The organism is Jeongeupia sp. HS-3, assembly GCF_015140455.1.
GTDB lineage: Bacteria > Pseudomonadota > Gammaproteobacteria > Burkholderiales > Chitinibacteraceae > Jeongeupia.
Genome location: NZ_AP024094.1, coordinates 1,754,558 through 1,778,003, shown reverse-complemented (window position 1 = coordinate 1,778,003; position 23,446 = coordinate 1,754,558). Strand labels below are relative to the sequence as shown.

Here is a 23,446-nt window from a genome sequence, read left to right as displayed (position 1 = left end):
TCGTTTGCATGATCGGCATGGAGGCCCGCCCCGGCGTGCGCTGCTGGATTCGCGTTTTCATGTCGCATCGCGCGCAGCGAGGAAAAAGCCGGCACTTGTCGGCGCCGGCCTTGGGTTTACCAGCTCGATTCGCGCTCCGGGCTTGCACTGATCTTGTGGATCGACAGATCGGCGCCGTTGAATTCTTCCTCGTCGGATAAACGCAGGCCGACGGTCTTCTTCAGTGCGCCGTAAACGATCAGCCCGCCGGCAAAGGCGATCACCACGCCCATCAGCGTGCCGACCACTTGCGCCCAGAAGCTGACGCCACCGGCGCCGCCGAGCGCTTCCAGACCGAAGACGCCGGCGGCGATGCCGCCCCAGGCGCCGCAGATGCCGTGCAGCGGCCAGACGCCGAGTACGTCGTCGATCTTCCAGCGGTTCTGCACCACGGTGAACAGCCAGACGAAGCCGGCACCGGCGACGCCACCGACGACCAGCGCGCCGAGCGGGTGCATCACGTCCGAGCCGGCGCAGACGGCGACGAGGCCGGCGAGCGGGCCGTTGTGGATAAAGCCGGGGTCGTTCCTGCCGGCCCACATTGCGGTCAGCGTGCCGCCGACCATTGCCATCAGCGAGTTCATCGCGACGAGGCCGGAGATGCCGGCGATTTTCTGCGCGCTCATCACGTTGAAGCCGAACCAGCCGACGATGAGGATCCACGCGCCGAGGGCGAGGAAGGGAATGCTCGACGGCGGGTGTGCGGCGACGCCACCGTCCTTGTGGTAGCGGCCACGGCGCGCGCCGAGCAGCAGTACGGCGGCGAGGGCGATCCAGCCGCCGACGGCATGCACCACCACCGAGCCGGCGAAGTCGTGGAACGGCGCACCAAAGGTGGTCTTGAACCAGTCCTGCACGCCGAAGTTGTTGTTCCACATCATCCCTTCAAAGAAGGGGTAGATGAAGCCGACCAGCAGGAAGGTCGCGGCCGATTGCGGGTGGAACTTGGCGCGCTCGGCAATGCCGCCGGAGACGATGGCCGGAATGGCGGCGGCGAAGGTCAGGAGGAAGAAGAAGCGCACCAGCTCGTAGCCGCTGTCCTTGGCGATCTCGGTCACCGGGCCGAAGAAGTGCGTGCCGTAGGCGATGCCGTAGCCGATGAAGAAATACGCGATCGCCGAGACGCCGAAGTCGGTGAGGATCTTCACCAGCGCGTTGACCTGATTCTTCTTGCGGACGGTGCCGAGCTCAAGGAAGGCGAAGCCGGCATGCATCGCCAGGATCATGATCGCCCCGAGCAGGATGAACAGCACATCGGTGCTGGTTTGGAATTGGTTCACTGCATGCTCCCTGATGTTGGCGCTTTGAATCGGTGCGCCTTGTGTGCGGTGCACCGAAAGCAAGCAGCGTGCCGAAGCAATCAGGTGGCTGTTTTCAAACGGATTGTTTCGTTTCGGCTGGCTGGTATCGCTGAATGGTTGCGCCGATTTGGTGCGGCACCGGTCCTGGTTTGGCCTGATCTGCACTCAAAAGGGGCTTTGTGGCGATGCTGGGGCGTGGCGCCGGCCGAGCTGGAGCAATAAAAAAGCCCGCATTGCGCGGGCTTTTGGCGGGGCAGAACCAAACCGGGTTAGAAGCCGGTCCAGGTACCGAGCAGCAAGCGGTACGAGTCGGTACCGGCTTTCGCACCGTACGATGTGCCGTAGGTGGCACCGATGTTGCCGTTGGTATCGTTGGTGCCGTAACGCACGTCGAAGTAGCCGGCGGTATTCTTCGACATCGTGTAGGTATAGCGCCCGAGCAGCGTCTGGCTGTCGCTGTCGTCGATCTTGCTGCCGTTGATGTCCTTGGCGCCGAAGAAGTAGTTATAACCGAGCGAGAAGCTGTTCTTGCCGAAGGCATAGATGCCCTGCACCCAAGCATGCTGCTGTTCCGGGCCGGTGAAGTAGTTGCAACCGCCGACGTTGTCGGCAAAGCCGCCGCCTTCGCCGGCACCAGCGTTGGCCGACGCCGTGCATTGCCACCACTTGTAGCCGCCGCGCAGGGTGAAACCGCTGTCGCCGAAGGTGTAGCCGCCGGCGATAAAGGCGAATTCGTCCTGGTCATCGCTGACGTGGCCATCTTTCAGGCGCGGTTTGGCCTGCTGGTAACCGACGTTGAGCATCGCGCCGTAGCCGCTGTAGCCGGCGGTGATGTCGGCGAAGTATTCGTTGCCGTTGCCGTCGACCTGGTTTGCCTGCGTGCGCAGTGCGTACATGCCGGAGATGGTGAAGCCGCTCAGGTTCGGCGAGTCGTAGACGATGGCGTTGTCGATGTTGAAGCCGAGCAGGCCGACTTCCTCGATATGCATCGAGCCGCCCTGCGCAGCGTACGGCCAGTCGAGCACCATGTACGACGGCGAGTAGACCTTGCCGAGGCGAACCTGGCCCCAGCCACCCTTCCAGCCGCCCCACGCTTCCCGGTTGCCCCAGGTGCGCGAACCGTTGCCGCTGTTGTTGTCGTTGTTCTTGGCCGAGTCGCTGCGGTAGTTCTCGGCACCGGTCCAGATCTTCCAGATCACGCTCGAACCGTTGTCGAGTTTGTCTTCACCGGCGAAGAACAGCCGCGGTTCAACGTCGAGCTGAACGTTGTCGCGGAAGCCGTCGGCTTCCGAGCCTTCCAGCAGAATGTCGGCTTCGATCGACCCGCCGATGGTGACTTCCGCCCAGGCCGGGCAGGAGAGACCGGCTGCGAGCAGCAGGGCGGATAGTGTGCGGCGGCACATGCGCTTGTGCATGAAAGCTCCTTTCTAGTTTGAACACCGCCTTCAAGGACTGCCTGCGTTGGAATTCACAGCGAAGCCGAGGCGAATGGGGATGAGTTTCGACAAACCCGGGCCTCTGGTGCGGCAAGCCCATTCGCATAATGTAATTTATTACTTGAAATTACAAGTCTATACGTTGCCCCGCGTTGCTGAGTGGGGGGGGGCGTAAGCGTTGCTGACAAAAAGCTGGAAAGCCAACGACTGCTCGGGTTGCAGCGGTGGGACGCGTGATGAGCCATGGCCTTGGCCGTACTGCGGCGCGAAAAAAAAGCCCGCTGGTGCGGGCTTTTTGTCGGACGGGGTGTGGCTTGCTCAGAAGCCGGTCCAGGTACCGATGAGGATACGGTAGGAGTCGGTGCCCGGCTTGTACGACGTGCCGTAGGTCGCACCGATGGTGCCGTTGTCGTCGTTGGTGCTGAAACGGGTGTCGAGGTAGGCCGAGGTGTTCTTCGACAGCGCGTAGGTGTAGCGCGCCAGCAGCGTCTGGCTGTCGCTGTCGTCGATCTTGTTGCCGTTGATGTCCTTGGCGCCCCAGAAGTAGTTGTAGCCGACCGAGAAGCTGTGCTTGCCGGTGGTGTACATGCCCTGGACCCACGCCTGCTGCTGTTCCGGGCCGGTGAAGTAATTGCAGCCGCCGACGTTGTCGTCCAGGCCCTGATCGGTACCGGCTGCGCCGTTGGCCTGGGCCGACGCCGAGCAGTTCCACCACTTGTAGCCGGCACGCATGGTCCAGCCGGTATTGGCGAAGGTGTAGCCGCCGGCGACGAAAGCGAACTTGTCGACATCATCGCTGACGCCGCCGCTTTGCAGTCGTGGCTTGGCTTGCTGGTAGCCGGCGTTGACCGTCGCGTTATGGCCGCTGTAGCCACCGGTGATGTCGGCAAAGTACTCATTGCCGCCGCCATCGACGTTGTTCTGCTGCGTACGCAGCGAATACATCGCCGAGACGTTGAAACCGTTGATTACCGGCGAGTCGTAGACGATCGAGTTTTCGACGTTGAAGCCGAGCAGACCGACTTCCTCGACGTGCATCGAGCCGCCCTGTGCCGCGTACGGCCAGTCGAGCACCATATACGACGGCGAATAGATCTTGCCGAAGCGTACCTGGCCCCAGTTGCCTTTCCAGCCGCCCCAGGCTTCGCGATTGCCCCAGCTGGCCGGGCCGTTGCCGCCATTGACGTCGTTGTCCTTGCCGGTGCGGTAGTTCTCGGAGCCGGTCCAGATCTTCCAGATCACGCTCGAACCGTTGTCGAGCTTGTCGTCGCCCTGGATGAAGATCCGTGGTTCGACGTCGAGCTGGACGTTATCACTGAAGCCGGCGGCATTCGAGCCTTCCAGCAGGATGTCGGTTTCTATCGAACCGCCGATGGTGACCTGCGCCCAGACCGGGGTGGATAGACCAGCCATCAACAGCATGGCCGAGATTGCATTGCGACAGAACATACCCTTACTCACGATCGACTCCTTCTCTGTGTGTAACAAGTTCCTGACCGTCCGGCGGTGTAACTAGCAGCGGTTCTTTATGTGAAAAGTTGTGGAACTCAACGGAGGTGACTTTATGCCGATGCGAGTTTGGTTACAAATGTAATTGGTTCACTTGTTATTGTTTCTATAAACAACTTGGCATACCTAGGTGCTGGGAATGACGGACATGAAAAAAGCCGGTCAGCAGACCGGCTTTTCTGGCGAAGGCGGGAAATCAGCCTTTCTGGGCGCGCTCGAAGCTGGTGACGATCTCGGCCTGGGCGGCAGTCTTGTCGCCCCAACCGGTGATCTTGACCCACTTGCCCTTCTCCAGATCCTTGTAATGCTCGAAGTAGTGCTTCACTTGTGCGAGCAGCAGTTCCGGCAGGTCTTCCAGTTTCTGGATGTGCGCGTACATCGCACACACTTTCTCGACCGGCACGGCGATGACCTTGGCATCCTGACCGGCTTCGTCTTCCATGCCCAGCACGCCGATGGCGCGGCACTTGATGACCATGCCGGGGGCCAGCGGGAACGGGGTGTGCACGAGCACGTCGACCGGATCGCCATCCAGCGACAGCGTGTGCGGCACGAAACCGTAGTTCATCGGGTACGACATCGAGGTGCCGACGAAGCGGTCAACGATGATGCAGCCGGCTTCCTTGTCGAACTCATACTTCACCGGCGGGGCATTGGCCGGGATTTCGATGATGACGTTGAAGTCGTTCGGCAGGTCCTTGCCGGCGGGGATCTTGCTGATGTCCATGCTGCGTCCTGAAGTCGGGTTTTTAGGGAAACGGGCGAATTATAGCGGTAGGTGATTTCGGCCGCATCCGATGCGATAAAGCAATGGCAGAATGCAGCTGATTTGATCATCCACAGCACCGTGTCACGATGCTGCATTTAGAATGACGGCATAAACGGCCACAGGCGGCAGCCATGAAAAAGCACTACCTGACTCCCTTGTTCGATCCGCGTTCGGTGGCGGTGATCGGCGCATCCGATCGCGCCGGTTCGGTCGGCGCCGTGGTGTTTGCCAATCTGCTCGAATCGGGCTATTCGGGCAAGGTTTACCCGGTCAACCTGCGGCACGCCAAGGTGCAGGGCGCCAGCGCGTTCAAGCATGTGCGCGATATCGGCGCGCCGGTCGAGCTGGCGCTGATCACCACGCCGGCCAAAACGCTGGCCGATGTGATCGACGAATGCGGCCGTGCCGGCATCAAGGCCGTGGTGATCATGAGCTGCGATTTTGTCGGCACCGACGCCAAGACCCAGAAGCTGCTCGACCGCATCCTCGCGCGGGCGCGCCAGTACGGTATCCGGCTGATCGGGCCGACGGTGTTCGGCATGGCGCGCGGCGCCAGCAAGTTCGCCGCAGCCAATTATCTGGGCAAGATCAAATCCGGCAGCATGGCGCTGGTGTCGCAGTCGTCGTCGGTGGCGTCGGCGATTCTGGATTGGGCCGAATCGCACGATATCGGTTTTTCGTCGGTGGTCTCGCTCGGCGTTGCCGCCGATGTCGACGTCGGCGAGACGCTGGATTATCTGGTTGCCGACAACAAGACCAAGAGCATCCTGCTGTATATCGAAGACGTCCACGATGCACGCACGCTGATGTCGGCGCTGCGCGCGGCGGCACGCTCCAAGCCGGTGCTGGTGCTCAAGGTCGGCCGCTACGACGACGAGGTCAAACTGGGCCGTACCCACTCCGAACGGCTGATCGGCCGCGACGATGTTTTCGACAATGCGCTGCGCCGCGCCGGCGTGCTGCGGGTGCGCTCGATCAACCAGATTTTCACCGCCGCGCGGGTGCTGACCAATAACTACCGGGTCAAGGGCCGCCGGCTGGCGATCCTGACCAATGGCATCGGCGCCGGCTTGATGGCGGTCGATCGCGCTCGCGATCTGAACGTGCCGCTGCCCAAGCTCTCGCCCGAGACCGTGGCGCGGCTCGATGCGATCATTCCGGGCCAGACCAGCCGCGATAATCCGGTCGATATTCTCGGCAACGCCCCGGCGGCGCGCTTCGAGGCGGCGACGAGCATCATGCTCGACGATCCGGAGGTCGACGGCGTGCTGGTGATCTTCACCCCGCAAGCCGGCACCGATCATATGGAAACCGCCAAGCTGCTGGTGGCGCTGCGCAAGGCGCACGACAAGCCGATTCTGTTTGCGTGGATCGGCGGCAAAAAGGTCGAGGCCAGCCGTACGCTACTGACCAAGAGCGGTTGCGCCTATTTCCACTCGCCCGAGCAGGCGATCGAGGTTTTTTATTCACTCGCCGCCTGGCAACACAACCAGCAATTACTACTACAAACGCCGGGGCCGATCGGCGAATGGGAAGCGCCGGATCTGGAAACCGCGCGCTTGATTATTGATGGCGTGATCGCCAGCGGCCGCAGCGTGCTCGATGAAATCGAATCCAAGGCGGTGCTGCGCGCGTTCAATATCCCGGTGACGCTGACCATGCGCGCCGCCAGCGCCGATGAGGCGGTGAACGCGGCGATGGGCATGGGTCTGCCGGTGGTGCTGAAGATCGATGGCGAAGGCGTGCTGCACAAGACCGATATCGACGGCGTGGCGCTGGGGCTGAACAGTCTGGTGCAGGTGGCGTCCGAGGCAAACAAGATGCTCGCGCGCGGGCGAGACCGGCTCGGCGATCAGCTCAAGGGGCTGACGGTGCAGCCGATGCACGGCAAGAAGAACGCCCGCGAACTGATGGTCGGCGTGGCGCACGACCGTGCCTTCGGCCCGGTGATCACCTTTGGCGCCGGCGGCATCGCCGTCGAGGTGTTCAACGACGTGGCGGTAGCGCTGCCGCCGCTGAACGAATATCTGGCCGAAAACCTGATTCGCCGCACCAAGGTGAAGAAGATGCTCGACACCTTCCGCAATCAGCCGGCCGTGGATATCGACGCCGTGAAGGCGGTGTTGCTGCGGGTTTCGGAGATGGTCTGCGAATTGCCGCAGATTCAGCATCTGGACATCAATCCGCTGGTGGCCGACGAAAACGGCGTCGTGGCGGTCGATGCGCGCATCATCGTCGCACCGGTTGATCCGGATGCGCGCCGTTACGCCCATATGGCGATCCACCCGTATCCGTCGCAACTGGTGCAGGTGACGCAACTGAAGACCGGTATGCCGGTGACCATCCGGCCGATCCGCCCCGAGGATGCCGAGCTGGTCATGGCCTTCGTCGGCAATCTATCCGAAGAAACACGCTACAACCGCTATATGAGCACGCTCAAATCGCTGCCGCAGATCCAGCTGGCGCGCTTTACCCAGATCGATTACGCCCGCGAAATGGCGCTGGTGGCTGCGGTGGAGTCGGGCGGTGGCGAGGCGATTGTCGCGGTGGCGCGCTTTGTGGTGAACCCGGATTACGACAGCTGCGAGTTCGCCATCGTGATCGACGATGCCTGGCAGGGCAAAGGGCTGGGCAACCGCTTGATGAATGCCTTGTTTGATGCGGCGCGCGGCATGCGTTTGACCATGGTCGAGGGCGAAGTGCTGACCAGCAACAAAACCATGCTCTCCTTCATGCGCTCACTGGGCTTTGAGGTGACGCAGCATCCGGAGGACGATGGCCTCAAGTGGGTGGTGAAGTCGCTCTGACGGTGTCCGGCGGCACGCCGGGAATTGTCGGATTGTTCCCGGCAAGCAAATCGGTCACGCTCTTTCGGCCGACGCCAGGGCGTCGACGAATGAAGCGTCGCTGAAAAAGGAAATCGTTTGACCGTCCTGCCCAGACTCATCGGCCTGATCGCACCCGTTGTCGCGATCTGCCTTCCCACTATCGCCGGCGCGGCCGACGACGACGCCAGAATCCGCGGTATCGTCGATGCGGCAATCCGCCCCGTGATCAAGACGTACGACGTACCCGGCATGGCCGTCGCGGTCATCGTCGACGGCCGACCCCGCTTCTTCAGCTACGGCGTTGCGTCGCGGCAGAACAGTACCCCGGTCAGCGAAAATACGCTGTTCGAGCTCGGCTCGGTCAGCAAGACGTTCACGGCAACGCTGGGCTTGTACGCACAGGCAACCGGGAAACTGTCGCTGGATGACCATCCCGGCCGGTATATGCCGGAACTCAAGGGATATCCGATCGACAAGGCCAGCCTGCTCGATCTGGGCACCTACAGCGCCGGTGGCCTGCCGCTGCAGTTTCCTGACGATGTGTCGGACGACGCGCGGATGATCGATTATTTCCGGCAATGGCGGCCGGATGCCGAACCCGGCGTGCAACGCCGGTATTCCAACCCCAGCATCGGCCTGTTCGGGCATCTCACCGCGCTCGCGCTGAAGCGTGATTTTGCCGGTGCCGTGGAAGGCGAGCTTTTCCCCGCGCTCGGCCTGAAACACAGCCATGTCCGCGTGCCGCAAAGCGCGATGGCCGATTACGCATGGGGCTACGACAAGGCGAATAAACCCATACGGGTGAATCCCGGGATGTTCGACGCCGAAGCCTATGGCATCAAATCCACGGCCGCCGACATGGCCCGCTTCGTACAGGTGAACATTGATCCGGGCAAGCTCGAAGGGCCGATGCGGCGCGCCGTCGAAGGCAGTCATGTGGGCTACTTCAAGATCGGCGACATGGTGCAGGGCATGGGTTGGGAGCAGTATTCGTACCCGATCCCGGTGCAGCGGCTGCTGGCCGGCAATTCGGCGGACGTGAGCATGAAGCCCAATGCCGCGACGAAGCTGACCCCGCCGCGCAAGCCGTCCGGCGCGACGCTGTTCAACAAGACCGGCGCGACGAATGGATTCGGTGCCTACGTGGCCTTCGTGCCCGAGGAGAAGATCGGCATCGTGATGCTGGCGAACCGGAATTTCCCGATTTCCGCCCGGATCGAAGCGGCACATGCGATTCTGACGCAGCTCGCGCCCGGCGCGAAATAGCCCCGGAGGGCGAGCGGGCTCATTCGCCCGCTCGTTGATTCGGCGTGGCGCCATCGCATGCGACGACGTCCTGAAGGCCTTCGCCGGCACACGGTTATCCCTGGTACGTCCCGGGCCCGGCTGCGCTCATCAAGCCAGATCGAACACCAGCACCTCGGCGTGCTGGCCGTGCTTGAACGTGATCTTCGCCTCATCCGTGAACATCGCCGCATCGCCGGCCTCCAGCGCAAATCCGTTGACCTCAATGCTGCCGCGCGCAATGTGCACATAGGCTTGGCGCCCCGCCGGAATGGGCTGATGCGCCGATTCATCGCCGTCAAACAGGCCGGCGTAAAGTCGCAGATCCTGATGGATCGTCACCGATCCGTCGGCACCGTCGGCGCTGGCAATCAGCCGCAAACGGCCACGCTTTTCATCGTCGCCGAAATAGGTTTCTTCGTACGACGGTGCCACGCCGGTGGCGTTCGGCATGATCCAGATCTGCAGAAAATGCGCTTCGCTGGCTGCGGACGGGTTGAACTCCGAGTGTTGCACGCCGCTGCCGGCGCTCATCCGCTGCACGCTGCCGGGCTTGATGGTCGAGCCGTTGCCCATGCTGTCCTTGTGCGCCAGTTCGCCGTCGAGCACGTAGCTGATGATTTCCATATCCCGGTGCGCATGGGTGCCGAAACCCATGCCCGGTGCGATACGGTCGTCATTGATCACGCGCAGCGCACCGAAGTGTACGTGGGCCGGGTCGTGATAACCGGCAAACGAAAAGCTGTGCCAGGAATCCAGCCAGCCGTGGTTGGCATGGCCGCGTTCATGGGCTTTGCGTAGCGTGATCATGGCGATCTCCTTCGAAGTAATTGAAGCAATGAAGCCATGCTAAAGCTTGACTGCTGGCGTTGATAGCGAAAAGATATGGATATCTTGTTCAAGATTATGAATGGATTTCGCCCGTGCTCAGACTGAATCTGGAATCGCTGGAAATCATCGATGCAATCGCCCGCAAGGGGAGCTTTGCCGCCGCCGCCGAAGCGGTGCACCGGGTGCCGTCGGCGGTGACCTATATGGTCAAAAAGCTGGAGGACGAACTGGATGTGCAGCTGTTCGATCGCAGCGGTCATCGCGCCAAGCTGACCCCGGCCGGCGAGACGCTGCTTGAAGAGGGCCGGCATTTGCTCAGGGCGGCGGGTGATCTGGAATGCCGGGTCAAGCGCGTTGCCACCGGCTGGGAGACCGAGCTCAATATCGCCGTCGACGCGCTGATGCCGGTATCGCTGCTGCATCCGTGGATCGCCGCCTTCGATGCGCTCGGTTCGGGCACGCGGCTGCGTTTTTCACGCGAGACGCTGGGAGGGATGTGGGAGGCGCTGGTCGACAATCGCGCCGATCTCGCCATCGGTGCTTCGCTCGAAGGGCCGCATGGCGGCGGTTATGCGACGCACTATCTGGGGGATTGCGAATTCATTTTCGCCGTTGCCCCGCAGCATCCGCTGGCCGCATTGCCCGAGCCGCTCAAGGCGGTGCAAATCCAGCAACACCGGGTCTGCGCGATTGCCGACAGCTCGCGCCACCTGATGCCGCGCACCGTCGGCATCCTTTCGGGGCAGGAAACCATTACCGTGCCCGATCTGGCCTCCAAGTTGGAGATGCAGCTGGCCGGGCTCGGTTGCGGCTACTTGCCCTACTGCGTGGCCGCGCCGTATCTGGCCGATGGGCGGCTGCTGCGGCGCGCGGTCGAAGAGGTTAAGCCACCGACCCGGCTTTACGCCGCCTGGCGAACCAGTGGCGCGGGCCGAGCCTTGAAGTGGTGGCTGGATGCGATGGCCAATGACGACCGGATCGGCCGCTGGCTGGCGGGCAATTAATTGCCTGTCCTGGCTTGCTTGGTGGGCACCGGTTTCACGGTCGCTGGCTTTTTGGCCGAGGTGGTTTTTTGTGGCGCGGGTTTGGCCGGGGCATCCGGGTCGGCCGGCAGTATTTCCAGCGATTGCACCGCGACGCCGGTACAACTGAGCGCACGGTCGATATCGCCGATCACGCGTACCTTGGTGCGATCGTTGATGGCCTCTTTCGGCCAATGTTCGGTGTCGATATCGATGCCGATTGCGCCGCTCTTGTCGCGGAACTCGTAACGCTCGCCCTTCAGTTTGCGCAGGATATAACCCTCGAGATTGACTGCGGTTTTATCGGGCGCCTGCAGCGCCGCTGCTGCGTTGTCGACATCGGTCGTTTCGCTACCGGGGCCGCTGTAACCGGCGATGGCCGGCGGTAAGCATAAGCCTGTCAGCAGTGCGATGCAGGCGAGGGTGGGGGAGTGCGTGCCGTTGCTCATGATGACCTCCTAGTCCCATGTTCAGGGCTCGTCCGCGCATGTTTTTCGCGATGTAGGGAAAACGTGTCGCTGGCCCTTGAGCTTGCAGTGTAGGCATCAGCATCAGCGCAAGCGGGGGGCCAACAAGCAAAAACCCGCGGTAAACGCGGGTTTTTGCTGGCGAGCAGACAAGCGGTTTTATTGCTTTCCGGCTTCAACCTGGATCGTCAGTTTGACTTCATCACCTACGCCCGGCAGGTAAGCTTTCATGCCGAAATCGCTACGCTTGAGCGTCGCGGATGCCGCTGCACCGCACCATGCTTTCTTCATCATCGGGTGGGGGCCGCACTTGAAGTCGCTCACGGCTAAGGTCAGCGGCTTGGTCACGCCGAGCAGGGTGAAGTCGCCATCGACCGCAACGAGCTTGTCGCCGTCGAACTTGAGGTTCTTGGATTTGAACGTCGCGGTCGGGTACTTCTCGACGTTGAAGAAGTCTTCACCCTTCAGGTGCTTGTCGCGTGCATCCCAGCCCGAATCGATGCTGGCGGTATCGATGCTGATATCGACGCTGCCGGTCTTCTTCTCGGCATCCAGCACGATATTGCCGCTGGTCTTGTCGAAGCTGCCGAACTGGGTCGAGAAGCCGAGGTGGCTGACCGCGAAGTGTGCGGCGGTGTGCGACGGGTCGATCGCGTAGTTTTCCGGCGCGGCAAAAGCGGCCGATGCGAGCGTGGCGACGGTGGCGGCGAGGATCAGTTTTTTCATGTGTAGTTCTCCAGTGGTCAATCGACGATGAAAAGGGTGGCACCGATTCGGGTGGACGAGCGATGCGCTTCGGCGTTATCGGCCACCTGATAGCTCATGCCGGGCGTGAGCGTATAGCGGCGGCCGTCGGCGAGTTCGGTGTCGAGTTCGCCGGCGAGGCACAGCAGGATATGGCCCTTGCTGCACCAGTGATCGGCCAGATAGCCCGGTGTGTATGTCACCCGGCGCACGCGCACATCGCCAAACTGGCGGGTGCGCCAACGTGCCTCGCCGGTTTCACCCGGGTGCAGCGTCTCTTCAACGCTGTCCCAGTCAGTCACGCCAAAAGCGATCTGGTTCAACTGCATGCCTATTTGCCGGCCTTGCCGTTCAAGACGAAGCGGTACTTGACCAGCACCTCGTCGGCGACGGCACCGGTATCGGCCCAGTCGCCATCGCCGAGCTTGTACTGCAGCCGCAAGAGCGGGAAGCTGCCGTCGAGCTGCAGCTCGGCGCCGTTCTGTTTGGCGGTAAAGGTCGAAACGATGTCGCGGCTGACGCCCTTGATCGTGAGCGGGCCGCGTGCTTCGAACTTGCCGTTGCCGAGCGACTTGACGCTCTTGGCGGTGAACGTCGCCTTCGGCGTAGCGGCGGTGTTGAACCAGGCCTTTTTCTTGGCTTCGCTGTCGCCATCGGGGCTGCCGGTATCGATGCTGGCCAGGTCGACGGTAAATTCGGCCTTGGTCGCCTCCGGCTTGGCCGGGTCGAAATCGACATTGGCGACAAAGCGCTTGAAGCTGCCGTCGCTCGGCGTATTCATCTGCTTGAAGGTGAAGCCGACCTGGCTCTTGGCCGCGTTGAGCGTTTGCGCGGCCTGCGCCGGCAGGATCACTGCGGAGGCAAGGGCGGCGGCGATCAGCGTGGTACGAAAACGGTTCATGGGTGTTTTCCTTGTGGGATGCCGCGGTCAGCGGCCTCGGGGCAACATGCGCGACAGCGTCGTGTCGCGGTCGATCAGGTGATGTTTGAGCGCTCCGGCAATGTGCAGCACCACCAGCGCCAGCAGGGTGTAACCAAGGTAATAGTGAATTTCGGCCAGCGTGTCGCCGAGCCCGATGTTCTTGCCCACGAGGTCGGGCAGTGGCCATTCATTGAACAGCACCACCGAATAGCCCTTGGCCGAGCTCATCAGCCAGCCGATACAGGGCAGCGCGAACATCAGCAGGTACAAGAGGTGATGGATGCCGGCGGCGGCCTTGAGCTGCCATGCCGGCTGGCCGGGCAGCGGCGCCGGTGCGCCACGGCCGAGACGCCACGCCAGGCGCAGGATCAGCAGGAACATCACGGTGATGCCGGCCCATTTGTGCCAGGCGATCACCTGGAACTTGAGCTTGAAGGTCTGCGGGCCGAGTTCAAGGCTGTTGAAATACCAGATCAGGCCAAAGGCCGAGAAGATCAGCAGCGCCATCAGCCAGTGCAGTGACATTTGCAGCGGATCGTAGCGGTCTCGGGACATGGAAAATCCTTATTCAGAAATATTGACCAGCGGCAAATAGTATTGCCGAAGCCAAGGTATGGGATATCGAAAAATATGCAACTGATCATTCAGTAAAATTGAATGAAACGGGCAAGTAGCTGCGGCCAATGTAGCCGCTGGCTTTGTGCTGTGTCGAGCGCTTACACTGCGCTAAAGGTGAATTTGCCCCGCAACAGGTAGAATCCCCTACCCGGATGTTTGCACAATGCGCGGCGTCCTTATCGGGACGTACGCCATATCAGGAATCTACTGAGTATGAAAGACATCGAAAAGTTCATCGGCGGCTTCCGTCGCTTCCAGCACAAGTACTTTGGTGAAGATACCAAGCTCTTCGAGAGCCTCAAGCGCCGGCAGAAGCCCAAAACGCTGCTGATCGGTTGTTCCGATTCGCGTGTCGATCCGGCCATCCTCACCGATTGTGATCCGGGCGATCTGTTTGTCGTGCGCAACGTCGCCAACCTGGTGCCGCCGTTCGAGACTGGCGGGCAGTATCACGGTGTGTCGGCGGCGATCGAATACGCGGTCAAGAGCCTGAAGGTGCGGCAGATCGTCGTCATGGGGCATTCGGCCTGTGGCGGCATCGGCGCGCTGATGGCGGGCGACGACGAGCCGAGCGAAACCGACTTCATCGGCCGCTGGGTGCGCATCGCCGATCCGGCCAAGCAGCAGGTGCTGGCCGAGCTCGACTACAAGAGCCCGGAAGCGCAGATCCGCGCTTGCGAGCTGGCGGCGATCATCGTCTCGCTCGACAACCTGATGTCCTTCTCGTTCGTGGCCGAACGCGTCCAGGCCGGCGAGCTGGCGCTGATCGGCTGGTATTTCGACATCCAGCAGGGTGCGCTGTATCAGTTCAACCCGGAAGTGCACGCGTTCGAAGCGGTGGTCGAAGGTCCGGAAGCCAACGGCACGGCAGCCTGATTAGTAGCCGGGCTGGTTTTCGGGCTGCTGGCCGCGATAGCGATCAATGGCCGCGGCAAGATCGCGTTCCTCGTCGCAGGCGCCGCAGAGCGCTTTCAACTCGGCCAGCAGCGCCTCGGCCTTCTCGGGCTGGCCATCCATCAGCCAGGCTTCGCCGAGATACTCGCGGGCGCCGAGGTGTCCGGGGTCGAGCCGCAAGGCCTCGTCATAGGCCGAGAACGCTTGCGGCAGCTTGCCGCGCTGGCGTTCGGCATAGCCGGTCCAGTTCCATAGATCAGCGTTGCCCGGATCGCGCCTGCGTGCGGTCTCGAGCACCTGCAGCGCCTGATCCCACTCTTGCCGCTCGATGTACTGCCGGGCGCTGGCAATGGCGCGCGGTGTGGCGTCGTTGTAAGCGGGTCTGACCGGCGGGCCGCCGCCCGCTGCCAGCGCTGGCCCGGTGAAGGTCAGGGTCGCCACCAGCAAGAATGTCCGCCACATTGGTCTGCTCCGAACGATGCACCCCTGTAAGCATGACAAAACGCGCCGGCAGCGGGGCTACGGGCGCGTTTGGGGCAAGACGAATGGTGCTTATCGGTCGAGCTGGAACAGCTCGCGCAGCTTCAGCGCCACGCTGGCATCGGTGTTGAGGCCGATCTGCGGGACATCGGGCAGCAGTGCGACCAGCTTGGGGTTGGCATTGCCCATCAGGAAGGCATGGCCCACCGTGCCGAGCATTTCCAGGTCATTCAGCCCATCGCCAAAGGCCACGCAATCCTTCATGTGCAGTTGCAGCTCGTCGAGCACCACTTGCAGCGCATGGCCCTTGGACACGGTCGGCGCCATGATCTCAAGGCAGTTCGGCAGCGAGTAGGTGATGTACAGCCCGTGGCCGAAGCGCTCGTACAGCTTGGCTTCGATTTTGGCCAGATGCGCCGGATCGGCGATATACAGCACCTTGCCAACACCTTCGCCATCGTGATTGGGCAAATCGGTCACGCGATAGCCGAAGCCGGAGTCGGAGTGCATCGCCAGCAACCATTCGCATTCTGCGCCGACCAGCCATTCCTCATCGAGGTACAGGTTGACCTGAGCGCCGTCACTGAATTCGGGCTGCATCATTTCGCGCACGATGGCCGGGGCGATATTCTTGGCGTACATCTGCCGGTTGTCCGGATCATGCACCCGGGCACCGTTGGAGGTGATCAGGTGGGCACGAATACCCAGTGCGGCGCGAATGCCACGAACGTCGCAATAGTGGCGGCCGGTCGCGATGACCAGCGGCACGCCGCGCGCTTGCAGCGCTTGCAGCGTCTGGGCGGTGAAGGCCGAGGCGCTATGATCGCCGTCGAGCAGCGTACCGTCGAGGTCGGAGGCAATAACCTGATACATGGGGACTCCGGGCAGAAGGATTTGCTTATTCTACCGGCACCAGTCCCTTGATTTGCAGTCAAAAATGCCATTGGGCTGGGTGGTGGGCTAGCGGATTTCCCCGATGTGCGGGAAGGCTGGCTGTGGCGGATCGAGGTACAAGCGCCCCCGTTTGACCGATAGATCGCCGAGGGCGGGGCTGTGTGCAAGCAGCGTCCATTGTGGCTGGCCTTCGGCCGGCATGAATGAAACGACACGCAGACCGTTGCTCAGTAAAACCACGATTTCTGGTAATCGGCCGATGAATTCGACGCCGTCTACCTTGCTGCCCAGTAGTTGCTTGAACATTCCCGGCCAGCGTTTTTCTTCGCTCCAGCAACCACCCAGAATCGAGCGCGGGCGTTCTATGCGCCAACCCCATTCAATCATCAGACTGATCTGGCCGCAGGCATTGCCAGGATCGCCATTGCGTTTGGTTCGCGGCGTCAGCATGCCGAATTCCAGAAACAATGCCGAACGGTGTCCCCGCCAGACGTGGCTCACGGTTTTGCCGAGTATGGCCTCAGTGAAAGGAGTAGCCAGCTGCATCGGCGCTTGCATTTTCAAAAGCCGGCGCCGGGCCGAGCCAGATAGTCCAGCTCATCCGGCGTGCTCTCGCGGCCGAGCACGGCATTGCGGTGCGGAAAGCGGCCGAAGCGGGCGATCACATCGTGGTGCAGAACCGCATAGCGGTGGAATTCGCCGAGCACGTCGTGGCCTTGCCAGTTTTCGGTCAGCGCGATCATTTTTTCCTGATCGGCCAGCGATTCGGCGTGCTCGAATGGCAGGTAGACAAAGAGTTGCTCGACCGGTGCCAAGGCAAGATGCCAGCCCTTGCTCACCACGGCGTCGGCGGTCTGGCGGGCGAGCGGGTCGCCGGCGAAGGCGGCTGCGCTGCCGCGAAACAGGTTGCGGGGAAACTGGTCCAGTACGATCACCAGCGCCAGCGCGCCGCGCGTATCCAGCGCCCAATCGCTGCAGCGGCCGGCCAGCGCGGCCTCGACGGTGGCGAGAAAGCGGCGGCGAATCGCGGCATCGAAAACCGCGTCCTTGCGAAACCACGCCGTGCGCGGCTGGTGGTAATCGGGATCGTCCGGGCAGCCGAACCAGAAGGCCAATACCTCGTCGGGCGTGGCCACGGTATCGCGGCCGCTTTTGACGCGACCACTCTTCACTTGTCCCTCTGGGCTGAAGCGACGGATCAGTTCGGTCATGGTGCTTTCCTGTGTGCTGTTCTTGTCGGCAGTGTAAACCGCGATACGCGCGGCAGCGCTACAATCGCGGCTTGCAAGGAGAGGTGATTTGGAACGCAAGACAATCGACGTGGTGGTGCTTGGCGCCGGCGCGGCAGGGATGATGTGCGCGGCAACGGCCGGCACGATGGGGCGCAGCGTGGTGCTGATCGACCATGCGACCAAGCTGGCGGAAAAGATCCGCATATCCGGTGGTGGCCGATGCAACTTCACCAATATGAATACCCGCCCCGAGTGCTATCTGTCGCAGAACCCGCATTTCGTGAAGTCGGCGCTGGCGCAATACACCCAGCACGACTTCATCAAACTGGTCGAGTCGCACGGGCTGACGTACCACGAGAAAACGCTCGGCCAGCTGTTCTGCGATCAGGGCTCGGGCGCGATCATCGAGATGCTCAAGCTTGAAGTCGACCGCGCCGGGGTGCTCTGGCGCATGCAAACGCCGATCGGCGAGGTACGGCGCGTTGATGATGGCTTTGAAGTCGATGCCGGCGATGAAACCTGGTGTTGTGCCTCGCTGGTGGTGGCGACCGGCGGCTTATCGATCCCGCCCATTGGCGCCACCGGTATCGGCTACGACATCGCGCGCCAGTTCGACCTTGATATCGTGCCGACCACCGCGGCGCTGGTACCGCTCACTTTCCAGCCGCAGGACATGTGGGGCGAGCTGGCCGGCGTAGCGCTGGAGGCCACCGAGGTCAGCGCCGGCAAGGGGCGTTTTCGCGAGGACATCCTGCTGACGCACAAGGGCGTATCCGGCCCGGCGATCCTGCAGGTGTCGTCCTACTGGCAACCGGGTGAGCCGGTGACAATCAACCTGCTGCCCGACGAAGATCCGGCCGAATTTCTGGCCAGCGCCAATCGCGATGCATTGCTGTCGACGGTGCTGGCCGAACGGCTGCCACGCCGGTTTGCACAAGCGCTGGCCGGGCAGTTTGGCGAGGTCAAACCCTTGAAGCAGTATCTGCCCAAAGAAATGAGCGCGATCGCCGAGCGCCTCTCAGCCTGGCAGGTGGTGCCGTCGGGGACGCTGGGCTACAAGAAGGCCGAGGTCACCAAGGGCGGCGTGGACACCAAGGGCTTGAACTCCAAAACCATGATGGCGCGCGATGTACCGGGGCTGTTTTTCATTGGCGAGGTCGTCGATGTGACCGGCTGGCTGGGTGGTTACAATTTTCAGTGGGCCTGGTCGTCGGCTTATGTGGCAGGACTCAACGCATAGTGCTACGGTAGAAATGCAGGTTGGGGCATGGCCGGAATGAGGTCAGCGCCCTGTACAACCGGCAGACGCAGTGCCGGATCTTGATCGAATTTCGGTTCGATCCGGAACCTGACGGTGGGAATCGAGGCGAAGTGGAATGAAGTAGATCGTGAAGTGGAAGGATGCCATCGATTACAGTCCCGCTGGGCTCGTTCCAGGAGGGCGCCATGCGGCGCCCTTTTTCTTGCCCGTAAATCGCGCATCCATGTGTACGCTACGCTCGTCTGCCTGCTCATGGAGTCCGCTTTGTCCGAATCTTCCGCACGCCCCGGCCACCATACCGACACCGGTTTTCGCAATCCGGATGGCTTAACCCGTCCCGGGTTTGGCGATGTACTGCGCTGGCAGTGGAACCGGTGGCGAGGTCCAAAAATCGCACATCGACCCGAACGCATCCCGGTGGCAACGCCCGCACCAATGGATGCCCGTGCCGAGGCCGATGCCATTGCCGTGACCTGGATCGGCCATGTCACCCTGCTGATCCAGATCGGCGGCCTGAATGTGCTGACCGATCCGCTGTTTTCACAGCGCGCATCACCGGTGCAATGGGCAGGGCCGAAGCGGCGCGTCGTGCTGCCGATGACGCTGGCCGAGCTGCCGCGCATCGATATCGTGTTGCTGTCGCACAATCATTACGATCACCTTGATGCCGGTTCGATGCACGCACTGGCGCAGCAAGCCGGTGGGCCGCCACGGTTTTTGGCGCCACTCGGCCTCAAGCCGTGGTTTGCCGCTGCCGGGCTACCCGAACCGCTTGAGCTGGACTGGTGGGATCAAACGCAAATCGGGGCACTGAACATCACTTTTGTGCCGGCACAGCACTGGAGCAAACGGCGCTTGTGGGGTGATGAAAACACCTCGCTGTGGGGCGGTTTTGTCATTGAGCACGCCGATTATCGCCTCTGGTTTGCCGGCGACACCGCTTATTCGCCGCGGCTGGCGGAAATCGGCCGGCGGGCAGGGCCGATCGATTTCGCCATGATCCCGGTCGGCGCCTATGCGCCACGCTGGTTCATGCACAACCAGCATGTCGATCCGGTCGAGGCGCTGCAATTGTTCAACGATGTCGAGGCGAAGGCCGCCATGGGCATCCATTGGGGGACATTCGCACTGACCGATGAACCCATCGACGAGCCGATCGATGCCGTGCCGCTGGCGCGTGCCGCCGCCGGCGTGGCCGATGAGCGTTTTTCGCTGTGGGCCATTGGCGAGACGCGGCGCTTGCGCTAAGGGCGGCGGCAAAAACAAAGGGCGCCATTGGCGCCCTTTGTGATGACGTGCCGTGCTGCGGATCAACGCAGACCGAGCACATCCTGCATATCGAAGAAGCCCGATTTTCTGCCGGCAAGGAAGTGCGCCGCGCGGATGCTGCCTTGGGCATAGATGGTGCGGTTGCTGGCTTTGTGGCTGATCTCGATGCGTTCGCCCATGCCGGCAAAGATCACCGTGTGATCGCCGATCACATCGCCGCCGCGCAGCGTTGCGAAGCCGATCGTTCCTGGCTCACGCTCACCGGTGATGCCTTCACGGGTGTAAACAGCCGCATCGCCGAGCGTGCGACCTTGGGCCGTGGCAACGGCCTCACCCAGCATCAGTGCCGTGCCCGACGGGGCATCGACTTTCATGCGGTGATGCATTTCCAGCACTTCGACGTCATAACCGGTTTGCAGCGTTTTGGCCGCCACTTCGAGCAGCTTCACCAATAGATTGACGCCCACGCTCATGTTGTAGGCGTGGACGATGGCGATGTCGCTGGCTGCGGCATGAATCGTCGCGCTACCAGCCTCGTCGAAACCGGTGGTGCCGATGATCATGTTCACGCCGTAGGCACGGCAGGCGGCGACGTGCGCCAGCGTGCCTTCCGGGCGGGTGAAATCGATCAGCACGTCGGCGCCTTCAAGCGCGCTCAGGTCGGCGCCGATCAGCACGCCGCTTTGCTGGCCCAGATAGGCCGTTGCATCCTGGCCGAGCGTGTCCGAACCCGGGCGGTCGAGCGCGGCATACAGTTCGCACTCCGGCGCGGCCAGCGTGGCTTCGACCAGCATCCGGCCCATGCGCCCCGAGGCGCCGGCAATCGCGATTCGAATCGTCATGATCAGCGGTCCTTCAACAGCGGTTTGACTTCCTGGGTCGGGCTGTCGGCCGAACCAGGGACGGCCGTGCTTTGCATGTCAGCATTGCGCGGCTCTGCGCGGGTGTCGAGCATCTTGGCATCGTTGGCGCGAACGGCTTCAGGCAAGGTTTCGCCAGCCCAGCGCGTCAGGCTGTCGCCATCGAAAAACACCGCGAAGGTTTTTTTCTGCTCCAGACTGCCACCGCGCGCATCGCTGTAGACGTAGTCCCAGCGGTTGGCGTGGAATGGGTCCGTCAGCAGCGGCGTGCCGAGCAGGAAGCGAACCTGTGACCGGGTCATGCCGGGCTTGAGCTTGCCCACCAGATCGGCGGTAACTTCATTGCCCTGCGGGACATCGAGTTTGTACGGGGTCAGCCAGTTCATTGCGCCGCAGCCGCTGAGCAGCAAGGCGGCAACAAGGGGAGCGATCAAGCGAAGTTGCATGGGGCCGGCAATCCGTGGAAATGGACAAATCGGTGCGCCGGCATCCGGTTGGAGTCGACGCAGTAAACGCTATATCATACCGGTAGTCAGCAAGGCTCGCAGCCTCGCCGACACACCTTGCCCGGATACGGAACCCAATGAGCAAAGCCAACGAACTCAAGGGCATGGGCCTTAAAGCCACCGGCCCCCGCCTGAAAATCCTCAATTTGTTCGAGACCAGCGAACAACGCCACCTTTCGGCCGAAGATGTTTATCGGGTCTTGATGGCTGAACACACGGACATCGGGTTGGCGACGGTTTATCGGGTACTGACTCAGTTTGAGCAGGCCGGCATTCTGGAGCGCCATCACTTTGAAACCGGTAAGGCCGTGTTCGAGCTTAATCAGGGCGGTCATCACGATCATCTGGTGTGCGTGAAGTGCGGCAAGGTCGAAGAATTCTGCGATCCGGAAATCGAAGCCCGCCAGGAAGCGATTGCAACCAAGCATGGCTTCGAAATCCAGGATCACGAGATGTATCTGTACGGCATCTGCCAGGATTGCCAGCAGAAGAAGTGAATCTAGCGCGATGATCGCCTGGCTCGATCACAGTTTGCGCTTCCCGCCGTTGGCGCATGCGCTGGCCGAACCCAACGGTTTGTTGGCGGCCGGCGGCGATCTTGCGCCGCAACGGCTTCTTGCCGCCTACCGCGCCGGCATTTTCCCTTGGTATATGCCGGACGAACCCATCCTGTGGTGGAGTCCCAGCCCGCGCATGGTGCTGGTGCCGGCGGAGCTGTACGTCGGACGTTCGCTCGCCAAGGTCATCCGCCATCGTGACTATGAGGTCCGTTTCGATACCGCCTTTGCCGCGGTGATGGCCGGTTGCGCCGCACCGCGTGGCGGCGGGCACGGCACGTGGATCAGCGACGAAATGCGCGCCGGCTACGGTCAGTTGCACGATCAGGGTTATGCGCACAGTGCCGAATGCTGGATCGATGGCGAGCTGGCCGGCGGACTTTACGGTGTGGCGATCGGCCGGATGTTCTACGGTGAATCGATGTTCGCCCGCGCGCCGGATGCGTCGAAAATGGCTTTTGTTCATCTGGTACGCTGGCTGCAGCAACAGGGCTTCGGGCTGATCGATTGCCAGATGCGTACCGATCATCTGGCGCGTTTCGGCGGCCGGGAAATTCCACGCGATGAATTTATTGTTAGGCTGAAATCGCTGACAGCCCAACCAGAGCTACCCGGACCGTGGTACTACCGGGCGCAGGGGGAACCAAGATGAACCCGCGTATCCAGTCCTTGCAATTGCAGTTCTACGCCACCGCGCCGTACCCGTGCAGCTATCTGCCCGAGCAACTGGCCCGCTCGCAGGTGGCCGTGCCCTCCGAGCTGATCGACGCGCAGAGCTATAGCCAACTGGTGCAGATCGGTTTTCGGCGCAGCGGCCAGTTTGTTTACCGGCCGCATTGCGACCGTTGCAAAGCCTGTGTGCCGGTGCGGATTCCGGTGAATGAATTCGAAGCGGACCGCAGCCAGCGCCGGGCACAGCAGCGTCACGGCAATATGCGTGCGCGGCTGTTGGGGCTGGAGTATTCCGACGCGCATTTTCTGCTCTACCAGCGCTATCAGGCCCAACGCCATGCTGGAGGCGGGATGGATCAGGATGGCCGCGAGCAGTACGAAAACTTCATCCTCAAAAGCAATGTTGCCAGCTTTCTGGTTGAGTTCCGCGAAGCAGGCCAGTTGCGCATGGTCAGCCTGATCGACCAGCTCGAAGACGGCATGTCATCGGTGTACACCTTCTACGACCCCGATGTGGTTGGCGCCAGCTACGGCGTTTACAACGTGCTATGGCAAATCAGTCTGGCACGCCAATTCGGCTTACCTTACCTGTACCTGGGCTACTGGATCGAACGCTGCGGCAAGATGGCGTACAAGACCCGCTACCGGCCGATAGAGGGCTTGGACGGCGGCGGGTGGCAGCGCTTGTAATGCTCGGCGGGTTATTTGCCTGAGGGCAGTTCGGTCATGTCGGTGACCTGCAGCTGCGGGCGCAGCGGTCCGTCTCCGCGTAAGCGGGCCACCGTACCGCGTACGCGCAAGGCCTTGTTCTGCAGCGGGACATATTGCTGCTTCTTCAGCCCGGTCAGTTCCCATTGCTCGGACTGTCCCACCAGTACCGGAACCGCGAAAGGCTCGTTGCCCTTGAGCACGAGCGTGCCCTCGGCGGTAATGGGCTGGCCCAAGGTGTAATTAAGGCTGGCGCAGGATGCCAGTAGCGGCAGTACGGTCAGGATCGGCAGGACAATCCATCGGGATAAAAGCATCGGTTTTCTCCAACGTACAACGGCCA

General features: G+C 61.9%; 26 protein-coding genes. 9 read left to right on the top strand and 17 right to left on the bottom strand.

Annotation, left to right across the window (positions count from 1 at the left end; all coding sequences use genetic code 11):
* Nucleotides 1-116: 116 nt before the first annotated feature.
* The 4 genes from JLC71_RS08435 to ppa all read right to left on the bottom strand — a co-directional run bounded on the left by JLC71_RS08435 (nucleotide 117) and on the right by ppa (nucleotide 5,012).
* On the bottom strand, nucleotides 117-1,319 hold the full coding sequence (locus tag JLC71_RS08435; RefSeq protein ID WP_236250839.1) for an ammonium transporter: 1,203 nt from the start codon (nucleotides 1,317-1,319) through the stop codon (nucleotides 117-119).
* Between the two features lie 290 nt (nucleotides 1,320-1,609).
* On the bottom strand, nucleotides 1,610-2,755 hold the full coding sequence (locus JLC71_RS08430) for a porin (protein WP_200914932.1): 1,146 nt from the start codon (nucleotides 2,753-2,755) through the stop codon (nucleotides 1,610-1,612).
* Between the two features lie 339 nt (nucleotides 2,756-3,094).
* On the bottom strand, nucleotides 3,095-4,237 hold the full coding sequence (locus JLC71_RS08425; protein ID WP_200914931.1) for a porin: 1,143 nt from the start codon (nucleotides 4,235-4,237) through the stop codon (nucleotides 3,095-3,097).
* A gap of 244 nt (nucleotides 4,238-4,481) precedes the next feature.
* Nucleotides 4,482-5,012 carry an inorganic diphosphatase gene (gene ppa, locus JLC71_RS08420; protein ID WP_200914930.1) on the bottom strand — a complete coding sequence of 177 codons (531 nt, stop codon included), beginning with the start codon at nucleotides 5,010-5,012 and terminating at the stop codon, nucleotides 4,482-4,484.
* 173 nt (nucleotides 5,013-5,185) lie between these two features.
* On the opposite strand from ppa, the gene JLC71_RS08415 reads away from it, so the two are divergent.
* Nucleotides 5,186-7,861: a bifunctional acetate--CoA ligase family protein/GNAT family N-acetyltransferase gene (locus JLC71_RS08415; RefSeq protein WP_200914929.1), complete on the top strand. Its 2,676-nt coding sequence runs from the start codon at nucleotides 5,186-5,188 to the stop codon at nucleotides 7,859-7,861.
* A 126-nt stretch (nucleotides 7,862-7,987) separates the two neighbouring features.
* Nucleotides 7,988-9,148, top strand: coding sequence for a class C beta-lactamase (ampC, locus tag JLC71_RS08410; protein ID WP_374757627.1), 1,161 nt, complete (start codon nucleotides 7,988-7,990; stop codon nucleotides 9,146-9,148).
* 129 nt (nucleotides 9,149-9,277) lie between these two features.
* On the opposite strand, the gene JLC71_RS08405 is transcribed toward ampC, so the two are convergent.
* Complete coding sequence (locus JLC71_RS08405) at nucleotides 9,278-9,976, bottom strand: pirin family protein (RefSeq protein WP_200914927.1); 699 nt, start codon at nucleotides 9,974-9,976, stop codon at nucleotides 9,278-9,280.
* Nucleotides 9,977-10,089: 113 nt separating this feature from the next.
* Here JLC71_RS08405 and JLC71_RS08400 point away from each other — a divergent pair, with 113 nt between their 5' ends.
* Entirely contained in the window at nucleotides 10,090-11,001 is a 912-nt protein-coding gene (locus tag JLC71_RS08400) for a LysR family transcriptional regulator (protein WP_200914926.1), read from the top strand.
* Here JLC71_RS08400 and JLC71_RS08395 read toward each other — a convergent pair.
* The 5 genes from JLC71_RS08395 to JLC71_RS08375 all read right to left on the bottom strand — a co-directional run bounded on the left by JLC71_RS08395 (nucleotide 10,998) and on the right by JLC71_RS08375 (nucleotide 13,707).
* Nucleotides 10,998-11,468 carry a YgiW/YdeI family stress tolerance OB fold protein gene (locus tag JLC71_RS08395; protein ID WP_200914925.1) on the bottom strand — a complete coding sequence of 157 codons (471 nt, stop codon included), beginning with the start codon at nucleotides 11,466-11,468 and terminating at the stop codon, nucleotides 10,998-11,000. The two genes, JLC71_RS08400 and JLC71_RS08395, sit on opposite strands and share 4 nt — an antisense overlap.
* A 177-nt stretch (nucleotides 11,469-11,645) precedes the next feature.
* A complete protein-coding gene (locus JLC71_RS08390; protein ID WP_200914924.1) occupies nucleotides 11,646-12,212 on the bottom strand; it encodes a YceI family protein in 567 nt (188 codons plus the stop codon).
* Between the two features lie 17 nt (nucleotides 12,213-12,229).
* Complete coding sequence (locus tag JLC71_RS08385) at nucleotides 12,230-12,559, bottom strand: DHCW motif cupin fold protein (RefSeq protein WP_200914923.1); 330 nt, start codon at nucleotides 12,557-12,559, stop codon at nucleotides 12,230-12,232.
* 2 nt (nucleotides 12,560-12,561) lie between these two features.
* A complete protein-coding gene (locus tag JLC71_RS08380; protein WP_200914922.1) occupies nucleotides 12,562-13,131 on the bottom strand; it encodes a YceI family protein in 570 nt (189 codons plus the stop codon).
* A gap of 27 nt (nucleotides 13,132-13,158) precedes the next feature.
* A complete protein-coding gene (locus tag JLC71_RS08375) occupies nucleotides 13,159-13,707 on the bottom strand; it encodes a cytochrome b (protein ID WP_200914921.1) in 549 nt (182 codons plus the stop codon).
* A gap of 276 nt (nucleotides 13,708-13,983) precedes the next feature.
* Between JLC71_RS08375 and JLC71_RS08370 the strand changes: the two genes are divergently transcribed.
* Nucleotides 13,984-14,646 (top strand): carbonic anhydrase, encoded by a 663-nt coding sequence (locus JLC71_RS08370; RefSeq protein WP_200914920.1) that lies wholly within the window; start codon nucleotides 13,984-13,986, stop codon nucleotides 14,644-14,646.
* Here JLC71_RS08370 and JLC71_RS08365 read toward each other — a convergent pair whose 3' ends face one another.
* From JLC71_RS08365 to JLC71_RS08350, 4 genes are all read right to left on the bottom strand, one after another.
* Nucleotides 14,647-15,126 (bottom strand): tetratricopeptide repeat protein, encoded by a 480-nt coding sequence (locus tag JLC71_RS08365; protein WP_200914919.1) that lies wholly within the window; start codon nucleotides 15,124-15,126, stop codon nucleotides 14,647-14,649.
* A gap of 90 nt (nucleotides 15,127-15,216) precedes the next feature.
* Nucleotides 15,217-16,017 carry a Cof-type HAD-IIB family hydrolase gene (locus JLC71_RS08360; protein WP_200914918.1) on the bottom strand — a complete coding sequence of 267 codons (801 nt, stop codon included), beginning with the start codon at nucleotides 16,015-16,017 and terminating at the stop codon, nucleotides 15,217-15,219.
* 87 nt (nucleotides 16,018-16,104) lie between these two features.
* The gene (locus tag JLC71_RS08355) at nucleotides 16,105-16,596 is read right to left on the bottom strand and encodes a hypothetical protein (protein WP_200914917.1); all 492 of its coding nucleotides are present in this window, start codon (nucleotides 16,594-16,596) and stop codon (nucleotides 16,105-16,107) included.
* A 2-nt stretch (nucleotides 16,597-16,598) separates the two neighbouring features.
* Nucleotides 16,599-17,249 (bottom strand): DUF924 family protein, encoded by a 651-nt coding sequence (locus tag JLC71_RS08350; RefSeq protein WP_236250838.1) that lies wholly within the window; start codon nucleotides 17,247-17,249, stop codon nucleotides 16,599-16,601.
* A gap of 88 nt (nucleotides 17,250-17,337) precedes the next feature.
* On the opposite strand from JLC71_RS08350, the gene JLC71_RS08345 reads away from it, so the two are divergent.
* Together JLC71_RS08345 and JLC71_RS08340 are read left to right on the top strand one after the other, a co-directional pair.
* Nucleotides 17,338-18,510, top strand: coding sequence for a BaiN/RdsA family NAD(P)/FAD-dependent oxidoreductase (locus JLC71_RS08345; RefSeq protein ID WP_200914916.1), 1,173 nt, complete (start codon nucleotides 17,338-17,340; stop codon nucleotides 18,508-18,510).
* 285 nt (nucleotides 18,511-18,795) lie between these two features.
* Nucleotides 18,796-19,779 (top strand): MBL fold metallo-hydrolase, encoded by a 984-nt coding sequence (locus JLC71_RS08340; RefSeq protein WP_200914915.1) that lies wholly within the window; start codon nucleotides 18,796-18,798, stop codon nucleotides 19,777-19,779.
* 62 nt (nucleotides 19,780-19,841) lie between these two features.
* Here the strand turns inward: JLC71_RS08340 and dapB are convergent, their stop codons facing one another.
* Together dapB and JLC71_RS08330 are read right to left on the bottom strand one after the other, a co-directional pair.
* Nucleotides 19,842-20,642, bottom strand: a complete 801-nt coding sequence (gene dapB / locus JLC71_RS08335) for a 4-hydroxy-tetrahydrodipicolinate reductase (RefSeq protein WP_200914914.1) — start codon at nucleotides 20,640-20,642, stop codon at nucleotides 19,842-19,844.
* Nucleotides 20,643-20,644: 2 nt separating this feature from the next.
* Nucleotides 20,645-21,106: an outer membrane protein assembly factor BamE gene (locus tag JLC71_RS08330; protein WP_200914913.1), complete on the bottom strand. Its 462-nt coding sequence runs from the start codon at nucleotides 21,104-21,106 to the stop codon at nucleotides 20,645-20,647.
* Between the two features lie 137 nt (nucleotides 21,107-21,243).
* On the opposite strand from JLC71_RS08330, the gene fur reads away from it, so the two are divergent.
* Genes fur through JLC71_RS08315 form a run of 3 tightly spaced genes read left to right on the top strand, consistent with a single transcriptional unit; the run spans nucleotide 21,244 to nucleotide 23,085 of the window.
* Nucleotides 21,244-21,663 (top strand): ferric iron uptake transcriptional regulator, encoded by a 420-nt coding sequence (gene fur, locus JLC71_RS08325; protein WP_200914912.1) that lies wholly within the window; start codon nucleotides 21,244-21,246, stop codon nucleotides 21,661-21,663.
* Between the two features lie 10 nt (nucleotides 21,664-21,673).
* The gene (gene aat, locus JLC71_RS08320) at nucleotides 21,674-22,375 is read left to right on the top strand and encodes a leucyl/phenylalanyl-tRNA--protein transferase (protein ID WP_200914911.1); all 702 of its coding nucleotides are present in this window, start codon (nucleotides 21,674-21,676) and stop codon (nucleotides 22,373-22,375) included.
* The gene (locus JLC71_RS08315) at nucleotides 22,372-23,085 is read left to right on the top strand and encodes an arginyltransferase (protein WP_200914910.1); all 714 of its coding nucleotides are present in this window, start codon (nucleotides 22,372-22,374) and stop codon (nucleotides 23,083-23,085) included. Before aat ends, JLC71_RS08315 begins: the two co-directional genes overlap by 4 nt.
* A gap of 11 nt (nucleotides 23,086-23,096) precedes the next feature.
* Here the strand turns inward: JLC71_RS08315 and JLC71_RS08310 are convergent, their stop codons facing one another.
* Nucleotides 23,097-23,420: a hypothetical protein gene (locus JLC71_RS08310; RefSeq protein WP_200914909.1), complete on the bottom strand. Its 324-nt coding sequence runs from the start codon at nucleotides 23,418-23,420 to the stop codon at nucleotides 23,097-23,099.
* Nucleotides 23,421-23,446 lie beyond the last annotated feature (26 nt).

What these genes read in the sequence shown, in the direction of transcription:
- JLC71_RS08430 (WP_200914932.1), bottom strand. Translation starts at nt 2,755, where the DNA reads ATGCACAAGCGCATGTGCCGCCGCACACTATCCGCCCTGCTGCTCGCA.
- ppa (WP_200914930.1), bottom strand. Translation starts at nt 5,012, where the DNA reads ATGGACATCAGCAAGATCCCCGCCGGCAAGGACCTGCCGAACGACTTC.
- JLC71_RS08415 (WP_200914929.1), top strand. Translation starts at nt 5,186, where the DNA reads ATGAAAAAGCACTACCTGACTCCCTTGTTCGATCCGCGTTCGGTGGCG.
- JLC71_RS08405 (WP_200914927.1), bottom strand. Translation starts at nt 9,976, where the DNA reads ATGATCACGCTACGCAAAGCCCATGAACGCGGCCATGCCAACCACGGC.
- JLC71_RS08395 (WP_200914925.1), bottom strand. Translation starts at nt 11,468, where the DNA reads ATGAGCAACGGCACGCACTCCCCCACCCTCGCCTGCATCGCACTGCTG.
- JLC71_RS08390 (WP_200914924.1), bottom strand. Translation starts at nt 12,212, where the DNA reads ATGAAAAAACTGATCCTCGCCGCCACCGTCGCCACGCTCGCATCGGCC.
- JLC71_RS08385 (WP_200914923.1), bottom strand. Translation starts at nt 12,559, where the DNA reads ATGCAGTTGAACCAGATCGCTTTTGGCGTGACTGACTGGGACAGCGTT.
- JLC71_RS08380 (WP_200914922.1), bottom strand. Translation starts at nt 13,131, where the DNA reads ATGAACCGTTTTCGTACCACGCTGATCGCCGCCGCCCTTGCCTCCGCA.
- JLC71_RS08375 (WP_200914921.1), bottom strand. Translation starts at nt 13,707, where the DNA reads ATGTCCCGAGACCGCTACGATCCGCTGCAAATGTCACTGCACTGGCTG.
- JLC71_RS08370 (WP_200914920.1), top strand. Translation starts at nt 13,984, where the DNA reads ATGAAAGACATCGAAAAGTTCATCGGCGGCTTCCGTCGCTTCCAGCAC.
- JLC71_RS08365 (WP_200914919.1), bottom strand. Translation starts at nt 15,126, where the DNA reads ATGTGGCGGACATTCTTGCTGGTGGCGACCCTGACCTTCACCGGGCCA.
- JLC71_RS08360 (WP_200914918.1), bottom strand. Translation starts at nt 16,017, where the DNA reads ATGTATCAGGTTATTGCCTCCGACCTCGACGGTACGCTGCTCGACGGC.
- JLC71_RS08355 (WP_200914917.1), bottom strand. Translation starts at nt 16,596, where the DNA reads ATGCAAGCGCCGATGCAGCTGGCTACTCCTTTCACTGAGGCCATACTC.
- JLC71_RS08350 (WP_236250838.1), bottom strand. Translation starts at nt 17,249, where the DNA reads ATGACCGAACTGATCCGTCGCTTCAGCCCAGAGGGACAAGTGAAGAGT.
- dapB (WP_200914914.1), bottom strand. Translation starts at nt 20,642, where the DNA reads ATGACGATTCGAATCGCGATTGCCGGCGCCTCGGGGCGCATGGGCCGG.
- JLC71_RS08330 (WP_200914913.1), bottom strand. Translation starts at nt 21,106, where the DNA reads ATGCAACTTCGCTTGATCGCTCCCCTTGTTGCCGCCTTGCTGCTCAGC.
- fur (WP_200914912.1), top strand. Translation starts at nt 21,244, where the DNA reads ATGAGCAAAGCCAACGAACTCAAGGGCATGGGCCTTAAAGCCACCGGC.
- aat (WP_200914911.1), top strand. Translation starts at nt 21,674, where the DNA reads ATGATCGCCTGGCTCGATCACAGTTTGCGCTTCCCGCCGTTGGCGCAT.
- JLC71_RS08315 (WP_200914910.1), top strand. Translation starts at nt 22,372, where the DNA reads ATGAACCCGCGTATCCAGTCCTTGCAATTGCAGTTCTACGCCACCGCG.
- JLC71_RS08310 (WP_200914909.1), bottom strand. Translation starts at nt 23,420, where the DNA reads ATGCTTTTATCCCGATGGATTGTCCTGCCGATCCTGACCGTACTGCCG.